17 protein-coding genes and 3 pseudogenes are annotated in these 21,415 nt (G+C 63.0%); 8 read left to right on the top strand and 12 right to left on the bottom strand.

The genetic code is table 11. The annotated features are described in order from the left end of the window. Positions 1 to 79: 79 nt before the first annotated feature. Positions 80 to 466: a tetratricopeptide repeat protein gene (locus LU684_RS11460; RefSeq protein ID WP_016488897.1), complete on the bottom strand. Its 387-nt coding sequence runs from the start codon at positions 464 to 466 to the stop codon at positions 80 to 82. 179 nt (positions 467 to 645) lie between these two features. On the opposite strand from LU684_RS11460, the gene pyk reads away from it, so the two are divergent. Beyond that, a complete protein-coding gene (gene pyk, locus LU684_RS11455) occupies positions 646 to 2,100 on the top strand; it encodes a pyruvate kinase (protein ID WP_016488898.1) in 1,455 nt (484 codons plus the stop codon). 161 nt (positions 2,101 to 2,261) lie between these two features. Next, positions 2,262 to 7,268 (top strand): RHS repeat domain-containing protein, encoded by a 5,007-nt coding sequence (locus tag LU684_RS11450; RefSeq protein WP_060517505.1) that lies wholly within the window; start codon positions 2,262 to 2,264, stop codon positions 7,266 to 7,268. A gap of 33 nt (positions 7,269 to 7,301) precedes the next feature. Here the strand turns inward: LU684_RS11450 and LU684_RS11445 are convergent, their stop codons facing one another. Beyond that, positions 7,302 to 8,240, bottom strand: a complete 939-nt coding sequence (locus LU684_RS11445; protein WP_016488900.1) for an iron-sulfur-binding ferredoxin reductase — start codon at positions 8,238 to 8,240, stop codon at positions 7,302 to 7,304. A 276-nt stretch (positions 8,241 to 8,516) separates the two neighbouring features. Between LU684_RS11445 and LU684_RS11440 the strand changes: the two genes are divergently transcribed. Beyond that, entirely contained in the window at positions 8,517 to 10,040 is a 1,524-nt protein-coding gene (locus LU684_RS11440; RefSeq protein WP_016488901.1) for a fumarate hydratase, read from the top strand. Positions 10,041 to 10,277: 237 nt separating this feature from the next. Further along, positions 10,278 to 11,258 (top strand): hypothetical protein, encoded by a 981-nt coding sequence (locus tag LU684_RS11435; protein WP_060517501.1) that lies wholly within the window; start codon positions 10,278 to 10,280, stop codon positions 11,256 to 11,258. A gap of 8 nt (positions 11,259 to 11,266) precedes the next feature. Here the strand turns inward: LU684_RS11435 and LU684_RS11430 are convergent, their stop codons facing one another. From LU684_RS11430 to LU684_RS11400, 7 genes are all read right to left on the bottom strand, one after another. Beyond that, complete coding sequence (locus tag LU684_RS11430) at positions 11,267 to 11,857, bottom strand: GNAT family N-acetyltransferase (protein WP_016488903.1); 591 nt, start codon at positions 11,855 to 11,857, stop codon at positions 11,267 to 11,269. Between the two features lie 233 nt (positions 11,858 to 12,090). After that, a complete protein-coding gene (locus LU684_RS11425) occupies positions 12,091 to 12,669 on the bottom strand; it encodes a DJ-1/PfpI family protein (RefSeq protein WP_016488904.1) in 579 nt (192 codons plus the stop codon). A 51-nt stretch (positions 12,670 to 12,720) separates the two neighbouring features. After that, positions 12,721 to 13,878 (bottom strand): phospholipase D-like domain-containing protein, encoded by a 1,158-nt coding sequence (locus LU684_RS11420; RefSeq protein WP_232894655.1) that lies wholly within the window; start codon positions 13,876 to 13,878, stop codon positions 12,721 to 12,723. Between the two features lies 1 nt (position 13,879). Then, positions 13,880 to 14,461 carry a YceI family protein gene (locus LU684_RS11415; RefSeq protein ID WP_023049230.1) on the bottom strand — a complete coding sequence of 194 codons (582 nt, stop codon included), beginning with the start codon at positions 14,459 to 14,461 and terminating at the stop codon, positions 13,880 to 13,882. 44 nt (positions 14,462 to 14,505) lie between these two features. Further along, positions 14,506 to 14,802 carry a hypothetical protein gene (locus tag LU684_RS11410; RefSeq protein ID WP_016488907.1) on the bottom strand — a complete coding sequence of 99 codons (297 nt, stop codon included), beginning with the start codon at positions 14,800 to 14,802 and terminating at the stop codon, positions 14,506 to 14,508. Then, positions 14,799 to 15,881, bottom strand: a complete 1,083-nt coding sequence (locus tag LU684_RS11405; RefSeq protein WP_232894654.1) for a serine hydrolase domain-containing protein — start codon at positions 15,879 to 15,881, stop codon at positions 14,799 to 14,801. The genes LU684_RS11410 and LU684_RS11405 overlap by 4 nt, the downstream gene beginning before the upstream one ends. Before the next feature lie 75 nt (positions 15,882 to 15,956). Then, positions 15,957 to 16,844 (bottom strand): hypothetical protein, encoded by an 888-nt coding sequence (locus LU684_RS11400; RefSeq protein WP_060517499.1) that lies wholly within the window; start codon positions 16,842 to 16,844, stop codon positions 15,957 to 15,959. 159 nt (positions 16,845 to 17,003) lie between these two features. Between LU684_RS11400 and olsB the strand changes: the two genes are divergently transcribed. Together olsB and LU684_RS11390 are read left to right on the top strand one after the other, a co-directional pair. Continuing rightward, on the top strand, positions 17,004 to 17,759 hold the full coding sequence (olsB, locus tag LU684_RS11395) for an L-ornithine N(alpha)-acyltransferase (RefSeq protein WP_016488910.1): 756 nt from the start codon (positions 17,004 to 17,006) through the stop codon (positions 17,757 to 17,759). Beyond that, positions 17,759 to 18,547: a lysophospholipid acyltransferase family protein gene (locus tag LU684_RS11390; RefSeq protein WP_016488911.1), complete on the top strand. Its 789-nt coding sequence runs from the start codon at positions 17,759 to 17,761 to the stop codon at positions 18,545 to 18,547. Before olsB ends, LU684_RS11390 begins: the two co-directional genes overlap by 1 nt. A 68-nt stretch (positions 18,548 to 18,615) precedes the next feature. On the opposite strand, the gene LU684_RS11385 is transcribed toward LU684_RS11390, so the two are convergent. Next, positions 18,616 to 19,203 (bottom strand): acyl carrier protein phosphodiesterase, encoded by a 588-nt coding sequence (locus LU684_RS11385; RefSeq protein ID WP_095116029.1) that lies wholly within the window; start codon positions 19,201 to 19,203, stop codon positions 18,616 to 18,618. A 150-nt stretch (positions 19,204 to 19,353) separates the two neighbouring features. Here LU684_RS11385 and LU684_RS11380 point away from each other — a divergent pair, with 150 nt between their 5' ends. Together LU684_RS11380 and LU684_RS11375 are read left to right on the top strand one after the other, a co-directional pair. Continuing rightward, positions 19,354 to 19,656: an ArsR/SmtB family transcription factor gene (locus LU684_RS11380; RefSeq protein ID WP_016488913.1), complete on the top strand. Its 303-nt coding sequence runs from the start codon at positions 19,354 to 19,356 to the stop codon at positions 19,654 to 19,656. A gap of 17 nt (positions 19,657 to 19,673) precedes the next feature. Continuing rightward, positions 19,674 to 20,721, top strand: a pseudogene (locus tag LU684_RS11375) (alkene reductase). Between the two features lie 140 nt (positions 20,722 to 20,861). Here the strand turns inward: LU684_RS11375 and LU684_RS11370 are convergent. Together LU684_RS11370 and LU684_RS11365 are read right to left on the bottom strand one after the other, a co-directional pair. Next, positions 20,862 to 21,095: pseudogene (locus tag LU684_RS11370) on the bottom strand (ATPase); the annotation flags it as partial. Between the two features lie 89 nt (positions 21,096 to 21,184). Further along, a pseudogene (locus tag LU684_RS11365) lies at positions 21,185 to 21,415 on the bottom strand (ATPase); the annotation flags it as partial.

The raw sequence follows: 21,415 nt of genomic DNA, 5'->3' as shown, positions 1-21,415 counted from the left end.
TGGCGGTTGTTGTAACAGCTGAGTTACAGATTAGCGCAGGGCGCGCAGCAAATCCCGTGAAATAAACCACACCTTGGTGTTATCGCCAAGGTGCGGTGGTCACCGGGTTGGCCACAGCCGCTTCGCCGCTACGGGCATGCCCGAGTTTTTCAAGGGTCTGCAGACGTGCCCGGGCACGATAGGCGTACTCGTTGCCCGGGTATTTCTGGATCAGGTACTGATAAGTCTGCGCGGCATCCACGTACAGCGCCTGGCGCTCCAGGCACTGGCCACGCAGCAGCGACACCTCGGGGTGGATGAACGGCCGCGAACGGCTGGTGCGATCGACCTGCGACAGCTCCAGCATGACCCGTGCGCAGTCGCCACGGTCGTAGGCGCGGTAGGCATTGTTCAGGTGGTGGTCCATGGACCAGCGGGTGCAGCCGACGGCGCTGGCCGCCAGGGCTAAAACGATCAGGGCTCGCATGGGGATCTCCTTTGATGCCTGTGTATCGGCCATCGCCAACAAATCTTCACAGGCTTTTGCAAGCATACCCCGACCGTTCAAATGCCACCCTGTCTTGGTCGCAGGTAGTGCAACGGAACAATGACTACAGCGAGATTCAGGAGTAGCCTTTCGCTGCGCTTCACTATAGGAGTCTGTGCATGACCATCCGCCGTACCAAAATCGTCGCCACCCTTGGCCCCGCCAGCAACTCGCCGGAAGTGATCGAGCAATTGATCCTTGCCGGCCTGGACGTGGCACGCCTGAACTTCTCCCACGGCACCCCGGACGAGCACAAGGCCCGCGCTCGCCTGATCCGTGACATCGCCGCCAAGAACGGCCGCCATGTCGCGCTGCTGGGCGACCTGCAGGGTCCAAAGATCCGCATCGCCAAGTTCGCCAACAAGCGCATCGAATTGAAGATCGGTGACAAGTTCACCTTCTCCACCGCCCACCCGCTGACCGAAGGCAACCAGGACATCGTCGGTATCGACTACCCCGACCTGGTCAAGGACTGCGGCGTCGGTGACGAACTGCTGCTCGACGATGGCCGTGTGGTCATGCGCGTCGAAACCGCCACTGCAGACGCCCTGCACTGCGTGGTGATCATCGGTGGCCCGCTGTCGGACCACAAAGGCATCAACCGCAAAGGTGGCGGCCTGACCGCGCCGGCCCTGACCGAAAAAGACAAGGCCGACATCAAGCTGGCCGCGGAAATGGACCTGGACTACCTGGCCGTTTCCTTCCCGCGTGACGCCAGCGACATGGAATACGCACGCAAGCTACGTGACGAGGCCGGCGGCAGCGCCTGGCTGGTGGCCAAGATCGAACGGGCCGAAGCAGTTGCCGACGACGAGACCCTCGACAAGCTGATCGCCGCCTCCGACGCGGTGATGGTTGCCCGTGGCGACCTGGGTGTGGAAATCGGCGACGCCGAGCTGATCGGCATCCAGAAAAAGATCATCCAGCACGCCCGCCGCAACAACAAGGCGGTGATCGTGGCGACCCAGATGATGGAGTCGATGATCCAGAACCCGATGCCGACCCGCGCTGAAGTGTCCGACGTGGCCAACGCCGTGCTGGACAACACCGATGCGGTGATGCTGTCGGCCGAAAGTGCTGCCGGTTCCTACCCGATCGAAGCCGTACAGGCCATGGCGCGGATTTGCCAAGGTGCCGAAAAGCACCCGACCAACCAGAAGTCCAGCCACCGCCTGCACACCACCTTCGAACGTTGCGACGAAAGCATCGCCCTGGCGGCCATGTACACCGCCAACCACTTCCCGGGCGTGAAGGCGATCATCGCCCTGACTGAAAGCGGCTACACCCCGCTGATCATGTCGCGCCTGCGTTCGCACGTGCCGATTTTCGCCCTGTCGCCGCACCGCGCGACCCAGGCTCGCGTCTCGATGTTCCGCGGCGTGTACCCGATCGCCTTCGACCCGGCCTCGCTGCCGGCCGACAAGGTAAGCCAGGCGGCAGTCGACGAGCTGCTCAAGCGTGGCCTGGTGCAACAGGGTGACTGGGTGATCCTGACCAAAGGTGACAGCTACCACACCATCGGCGGCACCAACGGCATGAAGATCCTGCATGTCGGTGATCCGCTGGTCGGCTGATCAGCTGCTCGCAGGTCGCGTGCTACAAGAGCCCCGTACAGCTTCTGTCGGGGCTTTTTTCAACGCCACGCATCTCGCCTCTCAAAGACTTATCTAGCGCCAGCCAGCTCGCCACGTGTCCTTGAATTGGGCCTCTTCACTTCGATGACGAGAGCCTGATCATGCGTGACGCTCCACTACACTCCCAAGCCGGCAACTTTCTTGATTGCTTCAAGACCGCTGTCGACAACCGAACAGGCCAGTTCTGCTTGGCCATTGCCCTGCCCGTGCCTCCCGCCAACCAGCTGTGCGGGCCAACGCTGAGCGTGACACTGGCTTTCAGCACCCTGGCCTCTTCCTGTAACCGTGGCTATGGCCTGGGCTGGAGCCTGGGGCTATCGGAAATCAACCTTGATCAGGATAACCCGCGTCTGAGCCTGTCTTCAGGTGAGCAGTTCGCCATTGATCTGATCAACTCCGACCCGTGCAGTGATGGCCGGCTGGCATTTTTCGATCAGAAACTGCCAACCTTCACAGTCACGCGTCAAGCCGATGGCAATTTTCGGGTCGACAAGCAAACCGGCGAAAGCGAGATTCTTCGCCAACAGGACGACAGCACCCGCTACTTGCTTGAGGAGATGCGCTCACCCGAAGGGCGCCGCCTGTATTTCGACTGGATGCCCTTCGCCGACGGTATATCGACGCTGGCCAGGATCCGCGATGAAACCCGTACATTGCTGGCCCTGGAAACCGAAGCCAGTGAACTGCGTTTCGTGCTCAATCCACAAACGGCCCACGCCGCTACTCTGAGGGCGCTGCTGAGCAATGAGCGCTTGAGCCAGCTGTACCTCCCCGACATCGACCAGCCATTCGAAATCGAGTACGACGCCCTGAATGTGCCGGGGCAGGCGCAGCTCCTCTTGCCACGTCGCTTTATCGGCCCTCTCGGTGCCCGCGACATCGTCCACTGGTCCCAGGACAGTGAAGGCCTGCGCATGCCCGAAGGCGGCCCCCTGGCATTCCTGCCCCGCGTCATGGGATGGACCCATACCAGTGCTGGCCCGGGCAGTGAGCTCCAACGCAGCTACCAGTGGATCGGCGATCACAACCACCTGGGCTATGGCAGCGACCAGGCGTTCGAATGGCATAGCGGGCGGGACAACCTCTACCAGGTCAACAGCGACTATCAATACCAGATGGTGGAAGAACAGACCGATGGCCAGGGCAGGCTTCTGGCCACAGTCGAACGCACCTGGGACCGTTTCCACCTGCAGGTAAGTGAAGTGACCCGCCGGGGGCACTGCGAAACGCGCGAGAAAACACTCTACGGCGTCGATCCGGCACTCAGTTGGGAGGAGCAACCGGCCTGGTGCCAGTTGCCCCACGAAGTATCGGTCACCTATCTGGATCATTCCCGGCCCGGCCAAAGCCGCAGCGAGAGCACCCGCTATGTCTATGACGACTTCGGCAACCCTCTGCGCGTGCTATTCCCCAGCGGCGTCGAGGAATGTTACGAATACTACCCGGCAGAAGGTGCCGAAGGCTGCCCCGCAGACGCACTCGGCCGGGTACGTTTCCTGAAAAAAAAGACCGTTATCCCCGTCATCGCCAAAGGCGCAGCCCCTGTTCTGGCCACTACTTATACCTACCAGGCGCTACCTTCGCTGATCGAAGGCGCGTTGCCCCACATACTGGTGGCCAGCGAGCAGCTCGAAGGCCCCGAGAACCGGGTGATCGAGCATACCCGGCAGTTCTACCTGACCACTGCAGGTACCACGTATGGCCGGGAAGAAAAGAGCGTCGTCACCCTCGACGGCAAATGCACAACTACCTTTTACAGCTACAGTGCCACCGCGGATGCACTGGTGACCGAAGTCACCCTGCAGGGCTTTGAGAACGATGAAGAAAACCGCTCCAGCACCGCTCATGCACAATCGATGCTCACCGGCCAGACTCTCTGGGAGCGGCACGACAGCGGTGCCATTACCCGTTATGAATATGACCGATTAGGCCGTGTGGTATGCACCAGGTCCGCAGCAGGCAGCCCTTACCAGACCCAGCGCCTGGCCCGTTATCACCTCAACGACGAGTTCGCCAGGCAAGCCAGGCCGAACGGCCAGTACAATCCGGTATTGATCGAGCAGGTCGATATCACCGGCCGCCGACAGCGCCAATGGCTCGACGGCGAAGGCCGGGTCGTGAGCATTCACCTTGAAGACCTCGATAACAGCCCGGGCGTGTTCCGCGAAACAAGCCGCAACCAGTACGATGCCCTCGGACGCCTGGTCAGCCAGACCTCACTGGACTGGCTCAAGGCCGACAACCTGCTCACCTTGACCCGCACAGTCCGCTACGACGACTGGGGCCACGCCTGCCAGGTGACCAGCCTGGAAGGCATCGAACAGCACCTCCACCACGACCCCATCACCCGCCGCAGCGAACAGTGGCAAGCGGCAGGCAAGTTACAGGGGCCGCGCCAGGTCATCTCGCACAACGCTGCCGGCAGCCCGGTGGAACAGCAGGATTACGATACCCGCGGGCGACACACCCGCACCCTGCTACTGCTGCGCGACGGCCTCGACCGGGTCATCGAGCAGCGCATCCAGGTAGAAGGCTCACCCGACATCGTCACCCGCCTGCGCCATGACGCCTACTCACGCATCATCGAAAAGCACCTGCCGGACAATACAGTGGTGACCTGGACCTTCGCCGAGCACAGTGATGGCCATCACCCGCAAAGCATTGCTGTCAGCTCGAGCGTCGGTGAGGCGCAGGCAATGAGCGAAACCGCCTGGATACTCGGCCGCCAGACCTTCGATGGGCTCGGCCGGCAGCGCTCGGTGCAGGTCGCCGGGCGTACCACCCACTATCACTACCGCCCAGGCCAGCTGCCGCCCGTCGCCAACACCTTGGCCGATGGCAAGCACGTGACCTACCGCTACGAGCCTCAGTTGGGCAATGCCCTGCTAGGCACCGCAGCCGACGGCGAAGCCGAGCAGCAGCTGACCTATCATGCCACGCTCGGCATTCCGACCAACGCCCGCGGCGGGCTCGGCAGCCTCAGCTGGCAACTCACGCCTTCCGGGCTGCCCTTGCGCGACAGCTGGTGCCTCGACGAGGTCGAGCACACCACCCATTGGCGCCATTCGCTCAACGGGTTGCCAGTGGGATTCACCGACGCTGCGGGGGCCGAACACCATCGCCATCTCGACAGGTTCGGGCGCCTGCAGCGCCTTGAGGTAGACGGCGTACAAACCGAGTTCAGCTACGACGCCCTCTCCCGCCCGCTGAGCATTACCACCCACGACCCTGCCCGTGCGCGGAGCCTGACCCGGCGGATCAGCTACGACACCATGGGCCGAGAACAGCGCAGCGTCTACACCGTGAGCGATACCGAGGGGGAGCGTAGCATCACCCTGACGCTGGCCTATTCAGCCCTCGACCAAGTGATCCAGCGCAGCATCAACGGCGCCGAAGAGTATTTCGACTACGACCGGCGGGGCCGCTTGGTACGCTACCGCTCCAGCGCCGACGGCGCGCCACTCGACCCGTTCGGCAATCCCATCGTCGAACAACGCTATACCTTCAACCCGCTGGATGGTTATCAGCGAGTGGTCAGCACCTTTGCCGACGGTAGCCAGGACGCGGCTGAGTTCAGCTACGCGGCGAACGATCCGACCCAGCTCAGCGCGGTTACCCACTCCCACCCAAGCTGGCCAGCCCGCATCGAACTGACGTACGACGCCTGTGGCCGGCTCATCGCCGACAGTATGGGCCGCACCTTGACCTGGAACAGCTCCGACCGCTTGGTACAGGTCGAGCACAGTGGCTCTAGCTGCCATTACCACTACGACGCCAGCGGTAACCTCTGCGAACGTGAACTGGACCATGGCCGGGTACGCAGTTTTTACAGCGCCGGGCAACTGACCCACGAACAGCACGGTGAGCTGCGCCTGGGGCTGATTGGTGACGGCGCCGAAGTGTTTGCCGTGAGCTGCAAGGATGGCGGGGAGTCCACCATCCGCCTGCTTGGCTGCGATGGCCAAGGCACCGTACGGTTGCAAGTCGACGAGCGACTGCGCCAGTGCCATTACAGCCCGCATGGCGCCGAACCCGAAAACGACCAGCAAGCTCCGTTCGGTTTTGCCGGGCTGCGCCGCGAACCGCTGACGGGCTGGTACATCCCTGCCGGCTACCGGCCATACGATCCTGTCCTGATGACCTTCCTCAGCCCCGACAGTGATAGCCCGTTCGACCGTGGTGGGCTCAATGCCTACGCGTACTGCGCCGGTGATCCGGTCAACCGCATCGACCCCGATGGTCACAGCTGGGTCGGCTGGACGATCGCAGGCGTAGGCCTGGCGATAGGCGCAGCGGCCGCAATCAGCACGTTGGGCGCCGCCGTGCCCGCCATTGTCGCCCTGTATGGCGGCAGTGCGCTGACCGGCAGTGCGGCGCTGGCAATCGGCAATGCCGCACTGAACGCTATCTCCCTGAGCACCGGTATCGCCAGCATGACGATGCAAGCCAGTGGCGCGGACGAAAAAGCCGCCAACGTACTGGGCTGGATATCACTGGGTACTGGCTTGGCCAGTGCCGTAATCGGTATGGCGCCTGGCTCGACCAAAGTCGCCAGCAAAGCGCTCCGCTCACCTGGCAGGGCTAATGCCAAGCGTGCGTTCGCCAACCCGATGACGCCCGCCCCCCGGCAGGTACAAAACACCGCCGTGATCTACTCGGCTGACGGCATGGCCAACGACGTTGCCATGCATTACAACTTCGTGGGGCAAGGTATCCGTGCCTTCGAAACCCACGGCAGCAAGGCTGGCCAGTTGATGAACGGCGCAGGCCAGATGGAAGATGCCGTACGTGTTGCACTGCGGGAAATCGCACCGCGCCTCGCCGGCATGGCCGACAACCAACCTATCGTCTTGCTGGCCTGTTATGGCGGCAAGAGTGGAGCAGCACAACGCATCGCCAATGTGCTGCAGCGGCCGGTACATGGCTATGACAGACCCATCTGGGTACATCGTGCCGGTTTCATGCAGTCCCTTGAAGTGACAGCTCAGACCAGCAATCTACCCAGGCAGCAAATATCAAGATGGCGCCAACTGATGGGCCAGACCGGGCCGTTTTCCGCGACTCCCGACAGAGAGCTGGCGACCGGCAGGCTGTATTTTCCTCAATAGCTTACGGCAGCATGCTTCGCCCACGGGCGGGCGTCACGGTGGCGCGCGGTCAACGAAAGCATCGGCAAACAACTGGTTTCGCGGCAACCCGGCAATGAACAAGCGCCGCGCAAACTCCTCGATCCTCCCCGGTGCACCGCATGCCAAGGCCACGGTGTGCCGCGACGACAGGCGCAAGCCTTGCAGCCAAGCTTGCAGCTGCTCGGCAACGATAAACTCCACGCTCACATTCGGGTGTTCCACAGCCAACGCGGCTAGGGGCGCAGTCAGGTAATGCTGCTGCGCCGTCGCCGCCACGTGCATAACCCGGATATCCCCCTGATGCCCTTGACGCAGCGCCTCGCGCAGGATGCCCAATAACGGTGCGAGGCCGGTACCCGCCGCCAGCAACCATAGCGGCCGCGCGTGCCAGTCCTGCTCATAATGCAGCGCCCCACCCCGCAGCTCACCCAACCGCAGTACGTCGCCAACATCAAGGCTGCGAGCCTTGTCGCAAAATAAACCAGGCCGCTGGCAGTCGATATGAAATTCGAGAAAGTCGTCTTCGCCCGGCAGGCTTGCCAGTGAATACGGCCGGGCGATCGAACCGTTCCACAGAAGCACATGCTGCCCGGCTTGATAACGCAGCGCTCGCTCTGGACGCACGCGTAGGCGCAACACATCACCGTACCAGTCCAGCGCACTCACCCGAGCGGGGATGCCGTCCTGCAGAGGGTCGAATACCGCTACGCGCAGGTCCCCCACTACACGGCACTGGCACGCCAGGCGCCAGCCTTGTGCATGCTTATCCAGCGCCAGTGCCTCAGGCAAGGCATCCGCCGGTTGCCCCTCCAGGCAATGCACCAGGCAAGCATGGCAACTGCCGGCCCGGCAGCTGTAGGGCACATTCAGGCCGGCCTCGTTCAAGGCATCGAGCAAGTTGCTGCCAGTGGGCACCGCCCAGCGGCGCTCGCCCACGCAAATTTCGGGCATTGTCAGCTCTCTCTCCTGGCGCTTTATTTTGCCGGGCCCGCTTTGCGGCCCCCGTCAAGCATCCTATCTCTCGAGCGAGACAGCAAGAACAGTGCCTGCCCGCTGCCGACCATCGTCCAGACCGGCCGAAGGTGTGCCCGGGACGGATGCGCGCTATACTGCCGCGCCTTTTTCCGTCGGCCTGACCTGCCGGCGCCTTGCAAGGCGTTTCGACATGCTGGTCGGCACCGTCGAGCGTCTTTATGAATGTTCCCGTCTTTAAGAGGAGCGCGCTGCATGACCGTGATCAAGCAAGACGACCTGATTCAGAGCGTCGCCGACGCCCTGCAATTCATCTCGTACTACCACCCCGTCGATTTCATCCAGGCGATGCACGAGGCCTATCTGCGTGAAGAATCGCCTGCTGCGCGCGATTCCATCGCCCAGATCCTGATCAACTCGCGCATGTGCGCCACCGGCCACCGCCCGATCTGCCAGGACACCGGGATCGTCACCGTGTTCGTGCGCGTCGGTATGGACGTTCGCTGGGATGGCGCCACCCTGAGCGTCGACGACATGATCAACGAAGGTGTGCGCCGCGCCTACAATCTGCCCGAAAACGTCTTGCGCGCCTCTATCCTGGCCGACCCGGCCGGTGCTCGCAAGAACACCAAGGACAACACCCCGGCAGTCATCCACTACTCGATCGTCCCTGGCGACAAAGTCGAAGTCGATGTGGCAGCCAAAGGTGGCGGTTCGGAAAACAAGTCGAAGATGGCCATGCTCAACCCGTCCGACTCGATCGTCGACTGGGTGCTGAAGACCGTCCCGACCATGGGCGCTGGCTGGTGCCCGCCTGGCATGCTCGGCATCGGCATCGGCGGTACCGCCGAGAAGGCCGCCGTCATGGCCAAGGAAGTGTTGATGGAATCCATCGACATCCACGAACTGAAAGCGCGTGGCCCGCAGAACCGCCTGGAAGAAATCCGCCTGGAGCTGTTCGAGAAGGTCAACCAACTGGGCATCGGCGCCCAGGGCCTGGGTGGCCTTACCACCGTGCTCGACGTCAAGATCATGGACTACCCGACCCACGCCGCGTCGCTGCCGGTGTGCATGATCCCCAACTGCGCCGCCACCCGTCACGCCCACTTCGTGCTCGATGGCTCCGGCCCGGCCGAGCTGGAAGCGCCATCGCTGGACGCCTACCCGGAAATCGTCTGGGAAGCCGGCCCAAGTGCCCGCCGCGTCAACCTCGACGACATCACCCCTGAAGAAGTCGCCAGCTGGAAACCGGGCGAGACCATTCTGCTCAACGGCAAGATGCTCACCGGCCGCGACGCCGCACACAAGCGCATGGTCGAAATGCTCAACCGTGGCGAAGCGCTGCCGGTGGACCTGAAAGGCCGCTTCATCTACTACGTAGGCCCGGTTGACCCGGTCGGTGACGAAGTGGTGGGCCCTGCAGGCCCGACCACCGCCACCCGCATGGACAAGTTCACCCGCCAGATCCTCGAGCAAACCGGCCTGCTGGGCATGATCGGCAAGTCCGAGCGTGGCCCGACCGCCATCGAAGCGATCAAGGACAACAAGGCCGTGTACCTGATGGCCGTTGGCGGCGCTGCCTACCTGGTGGCCCAGGCCATCCGCAAGTCCAAGGTCCTGGCCTTCGCCGAGCTGGGCATGGAAGCGATCTACGAGTTCGAGGTCAAGGACATGCCGGTTACCGTCGCGGTAGACAGCAATGGTGAATCGGTGCACATCACAGGCCCTGCCCTGTGGCAGAGCAAGATCGCCGAAAGCCTGGCAGTAGAAGTTAAGTGAGGCAGCCTTGAGGCTTGAGTAACCGTTTCTCGAAGGTCGGTTGCTCGCGATTGAAATCAACACCCTGCGATGGCTACGCTTTCGCAGGGTGTTTTTTTTGTGCAGGCATTGGCAAAAAATCGCCGTTTCGGTGTTGCTGCAACAGGGGGCAAACGCTGAACTGATTCATTTATGTACCATCCGGTAGCGATTGGAATGGCTTTAACTGGGCACTCCCCCCTCAACGAGTGTCTCAAAATGAAAGGGTTCAAGCTCGACAACCAATGGCTCACCCGCTTTCGCCTGGATATCACCTCAAGCTCCAATCGCCTTTATGCCAATGGTCGGCAGCAAGTGGAAGTGACTGTCACCCTGGAGCCACGTAAAGGGGAAACCCTCAGCGAAGAGAGCCTCAATAGCCTGTCGCTGGTGTTAATTGATGAAGACGGCGAACCACGCCTGCTGGATCACCCCGACCTGTTTGCGTCCAAGGCCCGCGATAAACGGTTTGTTTATCATGCCGCCTACGGAGGCGCCCCCAGCGCGCTCACCGAAAAAACCGCAAACAGCATTCGCCGCATCTTCTACGTCACGTCCCAACGCCCTGGCGGCACGCTCACCCAGATCTACGCATTAATGTTGAAAGATGAGAATACCTACGCCATAACCAACACCAGCCCCTTCGTGTCATCGGTGGTCATTGAGTCCATCACGCCACCGCCACCGCACGACAAGGTGTTCCACCTTGAGCCGGGCACGCCCTTCAAATACAAGTCGAACAATGCCAATAGCCATTGGGACGACGAAGTCGAAGAGACAGTCAGCTATTTTGGTTTTGCCGATCCCAAACTCATCATGGTAGAGAGCACCGCACTGGAGACGCCCTCGAACACGCCATTTTATGAGCGGCACAATCATGACCACGCGCTTATCTCATTCCAGCTGACTAACGACTACAGCCAAGAGGCAACAGTAACAGCCCTGGGGGTGGGAGAAGCGTTCGAGGCAGTCTCCCCTGATTCAGGCGAAGCCTATGTACAGCGCCCTAACCACATGACGCTTCATCATTACTACAGACGCTTTTACGCAAAGCATTACAACTCGCTCAATGAAGCGCCCAGTGTGTGGCTGCTACGCGACCAACACGGCAACCCGTACCACGTCGAATTCCTCGTCAGCAATGGCGGCCACGCACTGAAATACCATGTCAGCGAAAACAAGCTGAACCTTGGCCCCTGACGACAGGTTCATGCCATCAGTGCCTTCATCCAGAACGACATGATTTTCTCGGAAGTGGCCTGCTCACCCAGGTCGCGCCAGGCACACGTGGTGCGTAACGACGGCTCGTGCAAAAAACCCCGGTTGCGCCAGAAACCCTGCAAGGGTTTGTAACCGGCGGGGCGCCTTGGATGCACGCCCGGGCGCTCGACGGCACAGAAAACGCAGTAATCGAACGCGGCAAGTGTGTGCGCATAGGATTCACGCTCGATAAAAAAACGCACCCCGAGGCCTTGCCCGCGGTACTGCGGCAGGACAAACGACTCACCGAACAGATAGACGCTCGCAGGATCGCGGCCCTGAGCCCGGAACAGCTGAAGGAATTCAGGAGCTCCATCCATCAGCGGCAAAGCGGTTGAGGCTCCGACTACCTGGCCGTCGTCCACGGCCAGCACGACCAGGCTGCGCCCGGAGCGGACATGGCTGGCCAGATAGTCGACGTCAGAGTCCGGGCTGCCGTCGTACAGGTAGGGAAATTCGCGCATTACGGCCAGGCGCAGGCGAGCGAGGTCATCGATGTATGGCGCGATAGCGGCGCCGTGCAACAGGCGTATTTCCATGCTTGGCGGTCGTTTTGTCGATGTGGATGACGCGCTCGGCTAAGCCGGGCTTGAGGGGAAACCCTATCATCCGAGGCAACGACCCGCCTTTTCCATACACGACAGGTACTGTTCCATGACCGCTACCGAGCGGGTAAACGCCTACTAGGCCGCGTTCAACGCCGGCGGCAGTCGCGCGGTGGCGGCGTTCACCGTGCATGGCGAATACCTGGTTCCCCCGCGAAGACGCCGTATCAGGCAATACGGGTGCCCAGCACCTTCAGAAATGCCGCCAGCCAAGCCGGGTGCGCTGGCCACGCCGGTGCGGTCACCAGGTTGCCATCCACATGGGCCTGGTCCACGGCGATATCGATGAACGTGCCGCCCGCCAGACGCACTTCCGGGGCACACGCCGGATACGCGCTGCATTCGCGCCCCTCCAGCACACCCGCCGCCGCCAGCAGCTGGGCACCATGGCACACCGCCGCAATCGGCTTGCCAGCCTGGTCAAAAGCCCGCACCAGCGCCAGCACTTTTTCATCCAGGCGCAAATACTCCGGCGCACGGCCACCCGGGATCAGCAGGGCGTCGTAACTCTCGGGCCGCACCCGCACAAAGTCATAATTCAAGGCAAAGTTGTGCCCCGGCTTTTCGCTGTAGGTCTGCTCACCCTCAAAATCATGGATGGCAGTGCGCACGGTCTGCCCCGCCAGTTTCTCCGGGCACACCGCGTGCACCGTGTGGCCCACCATGCTCAAGGCCTGAAACGGCACCATCGCCTCGTAATCCTCGACGTAGTCGCCTACCAGCATAAGAATCTTCTTCGCCGTCATCGCACCCACTCCTTCGGTTAACCGTAAACAGTCAATGCACGATAGCCGCTGTCAGTCACGGCGGTCGAGCACGTTGACTACCAGTCGGTCGATCCAGCCCCAGATTCGTTGTTTAACCCGGCGCCACAGGGGGCGGGCATGCCAGTGGTCGAGGTCGACTTCCTCGCTCAAGGCAAAGTCGCGCTCGAAGCTGGCCACCACCGCGGCCGTCAACGGCGGGTCCAGCGCCTCAATGTTGGCCTCAAGGTTGAACCGCAGGTTCCAGTGGTCGAAGTTGCACGAACCGACGCTGACCCAGTCGTCCACTACAACCATCTTCAGGTGCAGGAAGCACGGTTGGTACTCGAAAATCCGCACACCGGCGCGCAGCAGGCGGGGGTAGTAGCGGTGCCCGGCGTAGCGGACCGACGGGTGGTCAGTGCGTGGGCCGGTCAGCAACAGCCGCACGTCAAGCCCCTTGCTGGCAGCACGGCGCAAAGAACGGCGCACGCTCCAGGTCGGCAGAAAGTATGGCGTGGCCAGCCATACCCGCTGCTTGCCACTGTTCAGCGCCCGCACCAGCGAATGCAGGATGTCCTGATGCTGGCGGGCGTCGGCATAAGCTACCCGCCCCATGCCCTGGCCCTGCGCAGGCACCTTGGGCAAACGGGGCAGGCCGAAGCCCTCGGCAGGGCGCCAGGCGGTGCGGCGGTTGTTGGCGCCCCACTGGCGGTCGAACAGCAACTGCCAGTCGGTTACCACCGGCCCCTGAATCTGCACCATCACCTCATGCCATTCGCTGGTCGCGTCGCCCGGGGTCCAGAACTCGTCGGTAACCCCTGTGCCGCCCACCACCGCCCAGCGTTCGTCCACCAGCAGCAGCTTGCGGTGGTCGCGGTACAGGTTGCGCAAGCCGCGCTTCCAGCGCAGACGGTTATACCAGCGCAGGTACACACCAGCCTCCAGCAAGCGTTGGCGCAGGGCGCTGTCGAAGGCCAGCGAGCCATAATCATCGAACAGGCAGCGCACCCGCACGCCACGCCGTGCGGCCTGCTCCAGCGCCTCGACCACCGCCTCGGCACAGGCGCCGGCCTCGACCAGGTACAGCTCCAGGTCAACCTGGAACTCGGCACGCACGATGGCTGCGAGCATGCGCGGAAAGAACTCGGGGCCGTCGATCAGCAGTTCGAACTGGTTGCCATCCCGCCAGGGGAAGACCGGGCCCGGCATGTCAGCGGGCGGTGAAAATCAGCACCGCGCTAACCGGCACTGACGGGTTGATGGACGTGAGCCCGGCAAACTTGCGCAAGGTTTGCAGCCCTGGCAGCAGGCCGAAATCATCGGCACGCAACACCAGGGGTTCGAGTGTCACGACCTGAAAGCGCCGCTCGTCCAGGCGGGTGGCCAACAACAGGGCGTTGTAGCTGTGCGACTGGCCATGCAGGGTAACGGTGAGCGGCAGGCGCAGTTCGATCTGGGCACCGTTGGCCAAGTCGTTGATCGGCCGCAGGTCCAGCTGCGCCCGCACCTTGGCTTCGGCAAAACGCTCGACCTCGAACAGGTCCTCACGCATGCGCTCGTCACGCAGTGCAATGCCACTGCTCACCGAATCCATCTCGATGCTCAACCCCGCCACGCCTTTGCGGTCGACCGTGCCATGCAGCACCAGAAAGCGGTGCACTTCGGCAGTGTCACCGTTTTTGCCGGTAATGAACGACAGGCGCGACGATTCGCCATCGAGGTGCCAATTGGCGTGGGCAGGCAGGCACAAAGCCAGCAACAAGGCGGGCAGCAGACGGGGCAGCTTGAACATGACAGATCTCGTGAAACCAGGCCGCCAACCTTACCCGCCCGCCTTCATGGCAGCAAGCGGCAGCCCTCGTGCGGGCCCTGCCAGCTAGCCTGATTGCGCCGCCCCAACCCCTCGGCAGTGACTCGTCGCTGCGGGCTGTTTTCCTCCAGCAGGCTCAGCGGCAGCCATTGCTTTACATAGCCTTGGCAGTAGGCCTGCCCGAAGCCCATGACGAAGCGGCACGAGCAGTATTCCTTGGCCGAGTAGGCCGAGAGGATGCCGGGGAAATCAGCCAACGCCTGACGCTCCTGCCAGGCCCAGAACACAAGGCCCAGCAACACCAGCAACAAGGCCCGCTTCATGTGCCCTCCCGGGGCACTGCCGCCAGTACCCGCTTGAGCAGTTCGTCGTGCTGGTAGCTGCCGTCGCGGTCATCGCCATAGCGCACGATCACCAGCTTTTGCGCGGGCAGCACGTACAGCGCCTGGCCCCAGTGGCCAAGGGCGGCGTAGGTGTCTTCGGGTGCACTCGGCCAAGGCCGTTGGGCGCCGGCCAACGGCCGGTTGAGCCACCAGTGGCCGCCAGGGTTGGCCTCACCGGGCACAGGTTCGGCATGGGTAAACGCTGTTCGGTTGAAGGCCACCCAGGCCGTGGGCAGCAGTTGCCGGCCTTGCCAGCGCCCGTCACGCTGCATCAGCAAGCCGATTCGCGCCAGGTCGCGGGCGCTGAGGTACAGATAGGAAGAGCCCACGTAGGTGCCCGCCCCGTCACGCTCCCACACCGCGCTGTCGATACCTAACGGGCTGAACAGCGCGTGCCAGGGGTAATCGGGGTACTGCCCGGCATCGAGCATGCCGCGCAGTGCAGCCGCCAGCAGGTTGCTGTCACCACTGGAATAGAGAAAACGCTCACCGGGGCTGGCCGCCGTACCCCGCGCCGCCGTATAGGCCGCCATGTCCTCGCGGCCACGGGTGTATAGCATGGCCACCACTGATGACTTGAGGGGGGCGTATTCGTAGTCTTCCTGCCAGTCCAGGCCACTGGCCCAGTGCAGCAGATCGGCCATGCGTATGCCGGGATGGCCGCGCATGGCGGGATAGAAACGGGTGACCGGATCTTCCAGCTGGAAGCGCCCTTCGCCTTGGGCCACGCCCATCAGCGTGGCGAGTACGCTCTTGCTTACCGACCAGGTCAGGTGCGCGGTGGCGGCAGTGGTGGGGGCGGTGTAGCGCTCGTGGAGGATACGGCCATCGCGGATGATCAGCAGCGCGTCGGTGCGGATGCCGCTGCGGTCGGGGGCAGTGCGAGGGGGGAAGGCGTAGGCGTCGACGGCTTGCCAGTCGAAACGGGCAGGATCGTTCTGCCAGTCAGGGTCAGGCCAGTCCTCGGCTTCGGCGGTTGCCAAGGCCAGGCAAAGAACCAATAGCAGACCTTTCAGCATTGTGTTTCAGCTCGAAATTTTGGGGCCGCCTTGCGGCCCCCCGGGATCATCGGTTCACAAAAACCTATCAGGCCTTCATGACAATCCCGCAGCCGCCCAAGCCTTGTTCAGGCGCTGCTCGCGCGCCGCCGCAGCCAACGCCATCACCCCTTGGTCACGCTGCCAGATTTGCGCCCAATGCACCGGCCCGGCCGCCAATGCTGCGTCGATCGCCCCCCGCAACGCCTGGAACTGCGCAAACAAACCACCCAACAGCAAATGGCCATCCGTGCAGTCGGCACACTGCCGGCTACCCTCGGCACACCCGGCCAGCAGCCCAAGCAGTTGCAGGCGTAAAGCCTGCGGCCAGGCGCTTTCCTGCCCCACGCCATACAACCAGGCCGTCAGTGCCGTGAGCACATACAAGTCCTCCAGCGAGCGAAACGGCTTCACATAAGCATCCCAGCCGTCACCGGCCAGCAGCTCGCACGCCGCCTGTTCCAGCAGCAAGCGCCCATGGCCCACCTCCGGCATCAACGGCAAGGTCGGCAATGGCTCCAGGGTCACGCCGGGCTCCCCGGGGTACACCACCGCCAGGTTCAATTGTGGCGCCGCGCCTGCGGTTTCGCTGCGCGCCGCCACCAGCAGCCACTCCGCCTCCAGCCCGGCGGTGACGAAGTCCTTGCTGCCGGTCAGGCGCAAGCCGTCCAGGCGCGTGTGCATGTCCGCCGGCCGCACGCTGCGCCGCTCGGTCGCGCACAGCGCGCCGAGGCTGGACGGTGCACTGGGCCACAGCACGCGCAAGGCGGCCTGGTAACCCACCAAAAAAGCCAGGCCCGGCGTGGCCATCGCGCGCCCGCCCAGTGCGGCCAGTTCGAAGGGGGCAACCGGGCCGAGGCGCTCGAGCAGCGCGGCATAGGTTTCGCCCAGAGTGCCCGCCGGCGCGTGGCGGAGCGGGTCGTTCAATCGTTGCAACCAGGCCATGGGACGGCTCCTTGCTGGGGCTTTCTGGTCAAGGTTTGGGGGGTGTCACGCAAGCATCACCAAAGATTCACAGGGGTGACACCGCGTCTACCTAGGCTGACTTTGCACAACAAAGCCGACCGGCCGCAACCCTTCATGGCTGGCTTATGGAGACTCGTAATGACTCGGATCGCTCATTCTGGCGACAACAGCACTGAACGCCGTCTGCAAGCCGAACGCCTGGTTGGCGCCGCGGCGCTGCAAGAGGCCCAGGCCCTGCGCTTCAAAGTGTTCAGCGCAGAATTCAAGGCCAAGCTCAAGGGTGCCGAGCACGGCCTGGACATGGACGACTACGACGTGCACTGCCGCCACATTGGTGTACGCGACCTGAGCACAGGCGAGCTGGTGGCCACCACCCGCCTGCTCGACCACCAGGCCGCCAGCAGCCTGGGCCGCTTCTACAGTGAAGAAGAATTCCGCCTGCACGGCCTGTTGCAGCTGCAGGGCCCGATCCTCGAACTGGGCCGCACCTGCGTAGCCCCCGACTACCGCAACGGCGGCACCATCGCCGTGCTGTGGGGTGAACTGGCCGAGGTGCTCAACGAGGGCCGCTACAGCTACCTGATGGGCTGTGCCAGCATCCCGATGCAGGACGGCGGCGTGCAGGCCCATGCCGTGATGCAGCGCCTGCGTGATCGCTACCTGTGCAACGAGCACCTGCGGGCCGAGCCAAAGAACCCGCTGCCAAGCCTGGCGTTGCCGGGCAACGTCATCGCCGAAATGCCACCGCTGCTCAAGGCCTACATGCGCCTGGGCGCAAAGATTTGCGGCGAGCCTTGCTGGGACGAGGACTTCCAGGTGGCCGACGTATTCATCCTGCTCAAGCGCGATAATCTCTGCCCGCGCTACGCCCGGCACTTCAAGGCGGCGGTCTGATGCAGAAGCTGCGGGTAGTAGCCCGCCTGACCCGACTGCTGCTCGTGCTGTTGCTGGGTATGTTCATGGCCAGTCTTATTGCCCTCGGCGAACGCCTCGGTTTCAAGGCTCCCCTTGAGCGCCGCCAGCGCTGGACCTGCCTGTTCATGAAACGCCTGGTCGCCGCCCTGCCCTTCAACGTGCGTGTAGTCGGCGAACTGCCGCAGCGGCCGATGCTGTGGGTCAGCAACCACGTTTCGTGGACCGACATCCCCCTGCTCGGCATGCTGCTGCCCCTGTCGTTCCTGTCCAAGGCTGAAGTGCGTCATTGGCCGGTGGCGGGTTGGCTGGCGGAAAAAGCCGGCACACTGTTCATTCGCCGTGGTGGTGGCGACAGCCAGCGCCTGCACGAACAGATCGCCGGGCAACTGGGGCTGGCGCGCCCCCTGCTGATCTTCCCCGAAGGCACCACTACCTGCGGTCGCAACTTGCGCACCTTCCATGGCCGCCTGTTGGCAGGTGCCATCGACCGGGGCGCGGCGGTGCAGCCGGTGGCTATCCAGTATCTGCGTGATGGCCAGATCGATCCGATTGCGCCGTTCATTGGCGACGATGATCTGGTGTCGCACCTGATGCGCCTGTTTGCCCAGCCGCGAGGCGAGGTGTGCATTCACTTGCTGCCACCTATCGGCAGCGTGGGCAAGGAGCGTGCGGTGCTGGCGTTGCAAGCACAGCAGGCGATTCACCTGGCTTTGTTCGGGGTTGAAGAAGTTGAAGCAGTGCCAAGGCGGCCGGCGCGGGCTGCCTGAGCCTGGCGTGGGCAAGCTGGCGCCTGCGAGATCGAGCGCCGCGCGGGCGGCGCTCGATCTCGCAGGCGCTACAAGTCCTCAGCCCTACGCTGCGCCGCCGCAAAAGCCTGTAACTGGGGATAGAACTCGCGAAAATCCGCCAGCAGCGGCTCATACAGCCGCTCCAGTTCCACCATTACCCCGGCCATCCCCTCAGGCCGCGACAAGCGTCGGGCAATGCCGTTGAACACCTGTTCCAGCGTGGCAAAATCGCCATAAGCCCCTAGCCAGTCATCCGCTGCCATGAACGGCGCAATCCGCGCCAATCGCCCCGGCAGCTCGGGCTCCGCCAGCAGCACCCTGTAAAACGCGCCAGTAAACTGCGCCAGTGGCTGCTCGGCGTAGTGGCCCCAATGCCGCGCCAGGCAATGGTCGAAGAAGACATCCAGCACGATGCCGGCAAAGCGCCGCCGCTCGCGCGGAAAGCGCGCCAGTGCCGCCAGCACCAGCGGATGCTGATCGGTGTAGCTGTCGATATGCCGGTGCAGCCGGATAGCCGCCTCCAGCGCAGGAGGGAAGCGCCCTTCCAGCGAGCCTTTGACAAAATCGCCATACAGGCTGCCAAGCAGTTGTTGCGGCGCCGGGCCGCCCAGGTGCAGGTGTGCGAGGTAGTTCATGGGCGCAGTCTACCACCGCTCCGCCTTATATCGTTATAACGCGATATATCGATTCGCGCTCAGCTCAGAACCTCTTGGTATTTGGATATCGGGAACAGCCGATTTACATTTCGCTCTATCGCGATATACCGCTACAACGAGCCTCCACCCATGCCTCTTGATCTCGACGAAATCATAAAAGCGCTGGCCCATCCGGTCAGGCGAGAAATCCTCAGCTGGCTGAAAGACCCGGCAACGCAATTCCCCGACCAGTACCACAGCACCGAAAACGGTGTGTGTGCCGGGCAGATCGACCAACGCTGCGGCCTGTCGCAGTCGACCGTCTCCGCCCACCTGGCCACCTTGCAGCGCGCCGGGCTCATCAGCAGCCAGAAGATTGGCCAATGGCACTTCTTCAAACGCAACGAAGCCACCATTGAGGCATTCCTCGAACAACTTCGCCAAACACTTTGACAAGGCAGGTAACCGCTATGACCACGCTTTTCGATCCGATCACCCTGGGCGACCTGCAACTGCCCAACCGCATCATCATGGCCCCGCTCACCCGCTGCCGTGCCGACGAAGGCCGCGTGCCCAATGCGCTGATGGCCGAATACTATGTACAGCGCGCCAGCGCCGGGCTGATCCTCAGCGAAGCGACTTCGGTCACTGCCATGGGCGTCGGCTACCCGGATACCCCCGGTATCTGGAACGATGAGCAGGTGCGTGGCTGGAACAACGTCACCAAGGCCGTGCACGCCGCCGGCGGGCGCATCTTCCTGCAGCTGTGGCACGTTGGCCGTATTTCCCACCCCAGCTACCTGAACGGCGAGCTGCCGGTGGCCCCCAGCGCAATCCAGCCCAAGCCATGTAAGCCTGGTGCGCCCGCTAAGTGACTACCCCACCCCACGCGCGCTGGAAACCGAGGAAATCAACGACATCGTCGAGGCCTACCGCAGTGGTGCCGAAAACGCCAAGGCTGCCGGTTTCGATGGTGTAGAGATTCACGGCGCCAACGGTTACCTGCTTGACCAGTTCCTGCAAAGCAGCACCAACCAGCGCACTGACCTCTACGGAGGGTCGCTGGAAAACCGTGCACGCCTGCTGCTGGAGGTGACCGATGCGGCCATCGAAGTTTGGGGCGCAAACCGCGTAGGCGTGCACCTGGCGCCGCGTGCCGATGCTCACGACATGGGTGATGCCGACCGCGCCGAAACCTTCACCTACGTGGCTCGCGAGCTGGGCAAGCGAGGCATTGCCTTTATCTGCTCGCGGGAGCGGGAAGCCGATGACAGCATCGGACCATTGATCAAAGAGGCATTCGGCGGCCCGTACATCGTCAACGAGCGGTTTGACAAGGCCAGCGCCAATGCGGCCCTGGCCAGTGGCAAAGCCGATGCAGTGGCGTTTGGCGTGCCGTTCATCGCCAACCCCGACCTGCCGGCGCGGCTGGCGGCGGATGCGCCATTGAACGAGGCGCGGCCAGAGACTTTCTATGGCAAGGGGCCGGTGGGGTACATCGATTATCCGCGGTTGTAATCACGATTGCCGGGGCCGCTTTGCGGCCCATCGCGACACAAGGCCGCTCCCACAGGGATAAGCACAGCCCTCAAGGTAGCGCCGAACTTGTGGGAGCGGCCTTGTGTCGCGAAAGGAGGGCAAAGCCCTCCCGCGCTCTGTTACGGCCGGGCGTTGATCTGCTGCTGCAGGTTCTGAATCTGGCTCTGCAGCGTATTCAGGTTGCGCGTCGTCTGCGCACGGAAGGCATCGAATTCCTGCACCGACGCACCACCGGACGCTGCCGCAGCCGGGCGGTTGTCGATCTGGCTCTTCAACACCAAAATATCCTGTTCCAGGCCCTGGATTGCCGCGCTCGGGTTGCCCTGCTTCTTCAGCGCCGCCACATCGCTCCCACAGGGATAAGCACAGCCCTCAAGGTAGCGTCGAACTTGTGGGAGCGGCCTTGTGTCGCGAAAGGAGGGCAAAGCCCTCCCGCGCTCTGTTACGGCCGGGCGTTGATCTGCTGCTGCAGGTTCTGAATCTGGCTCTGCAGCGTATTCAGGTTGCGCGTCGTCTGCGCACGGAAGGCATCGAATTCCTGCACCGACGCACCACCGGACGCTGCCGCAGCCGGGCGGTTGTCGATCTGGCTCTTCAACACCAAAATATCCTGTTCCAGGCCCTGGATTGCCGCGCTCGGGTTGCCCTGCTTCTTCAGCGCCGCCACATCGCT

This window comes from Pseudomonas sp. NMI542_15 (assembly GCF_021283425.1).
In the GTDB taxonomy this organism is placed as follows: Bacteria; Pseudomonadota; Gammaproteobacteria; order Pseudomonadales; family Pseudomonadaceae; genus Aquipseudomonas; species Aquipseudomonas fortuita.
This window is presented reverse-complemented; position numbering and strand designations above follow the sequence as displayed.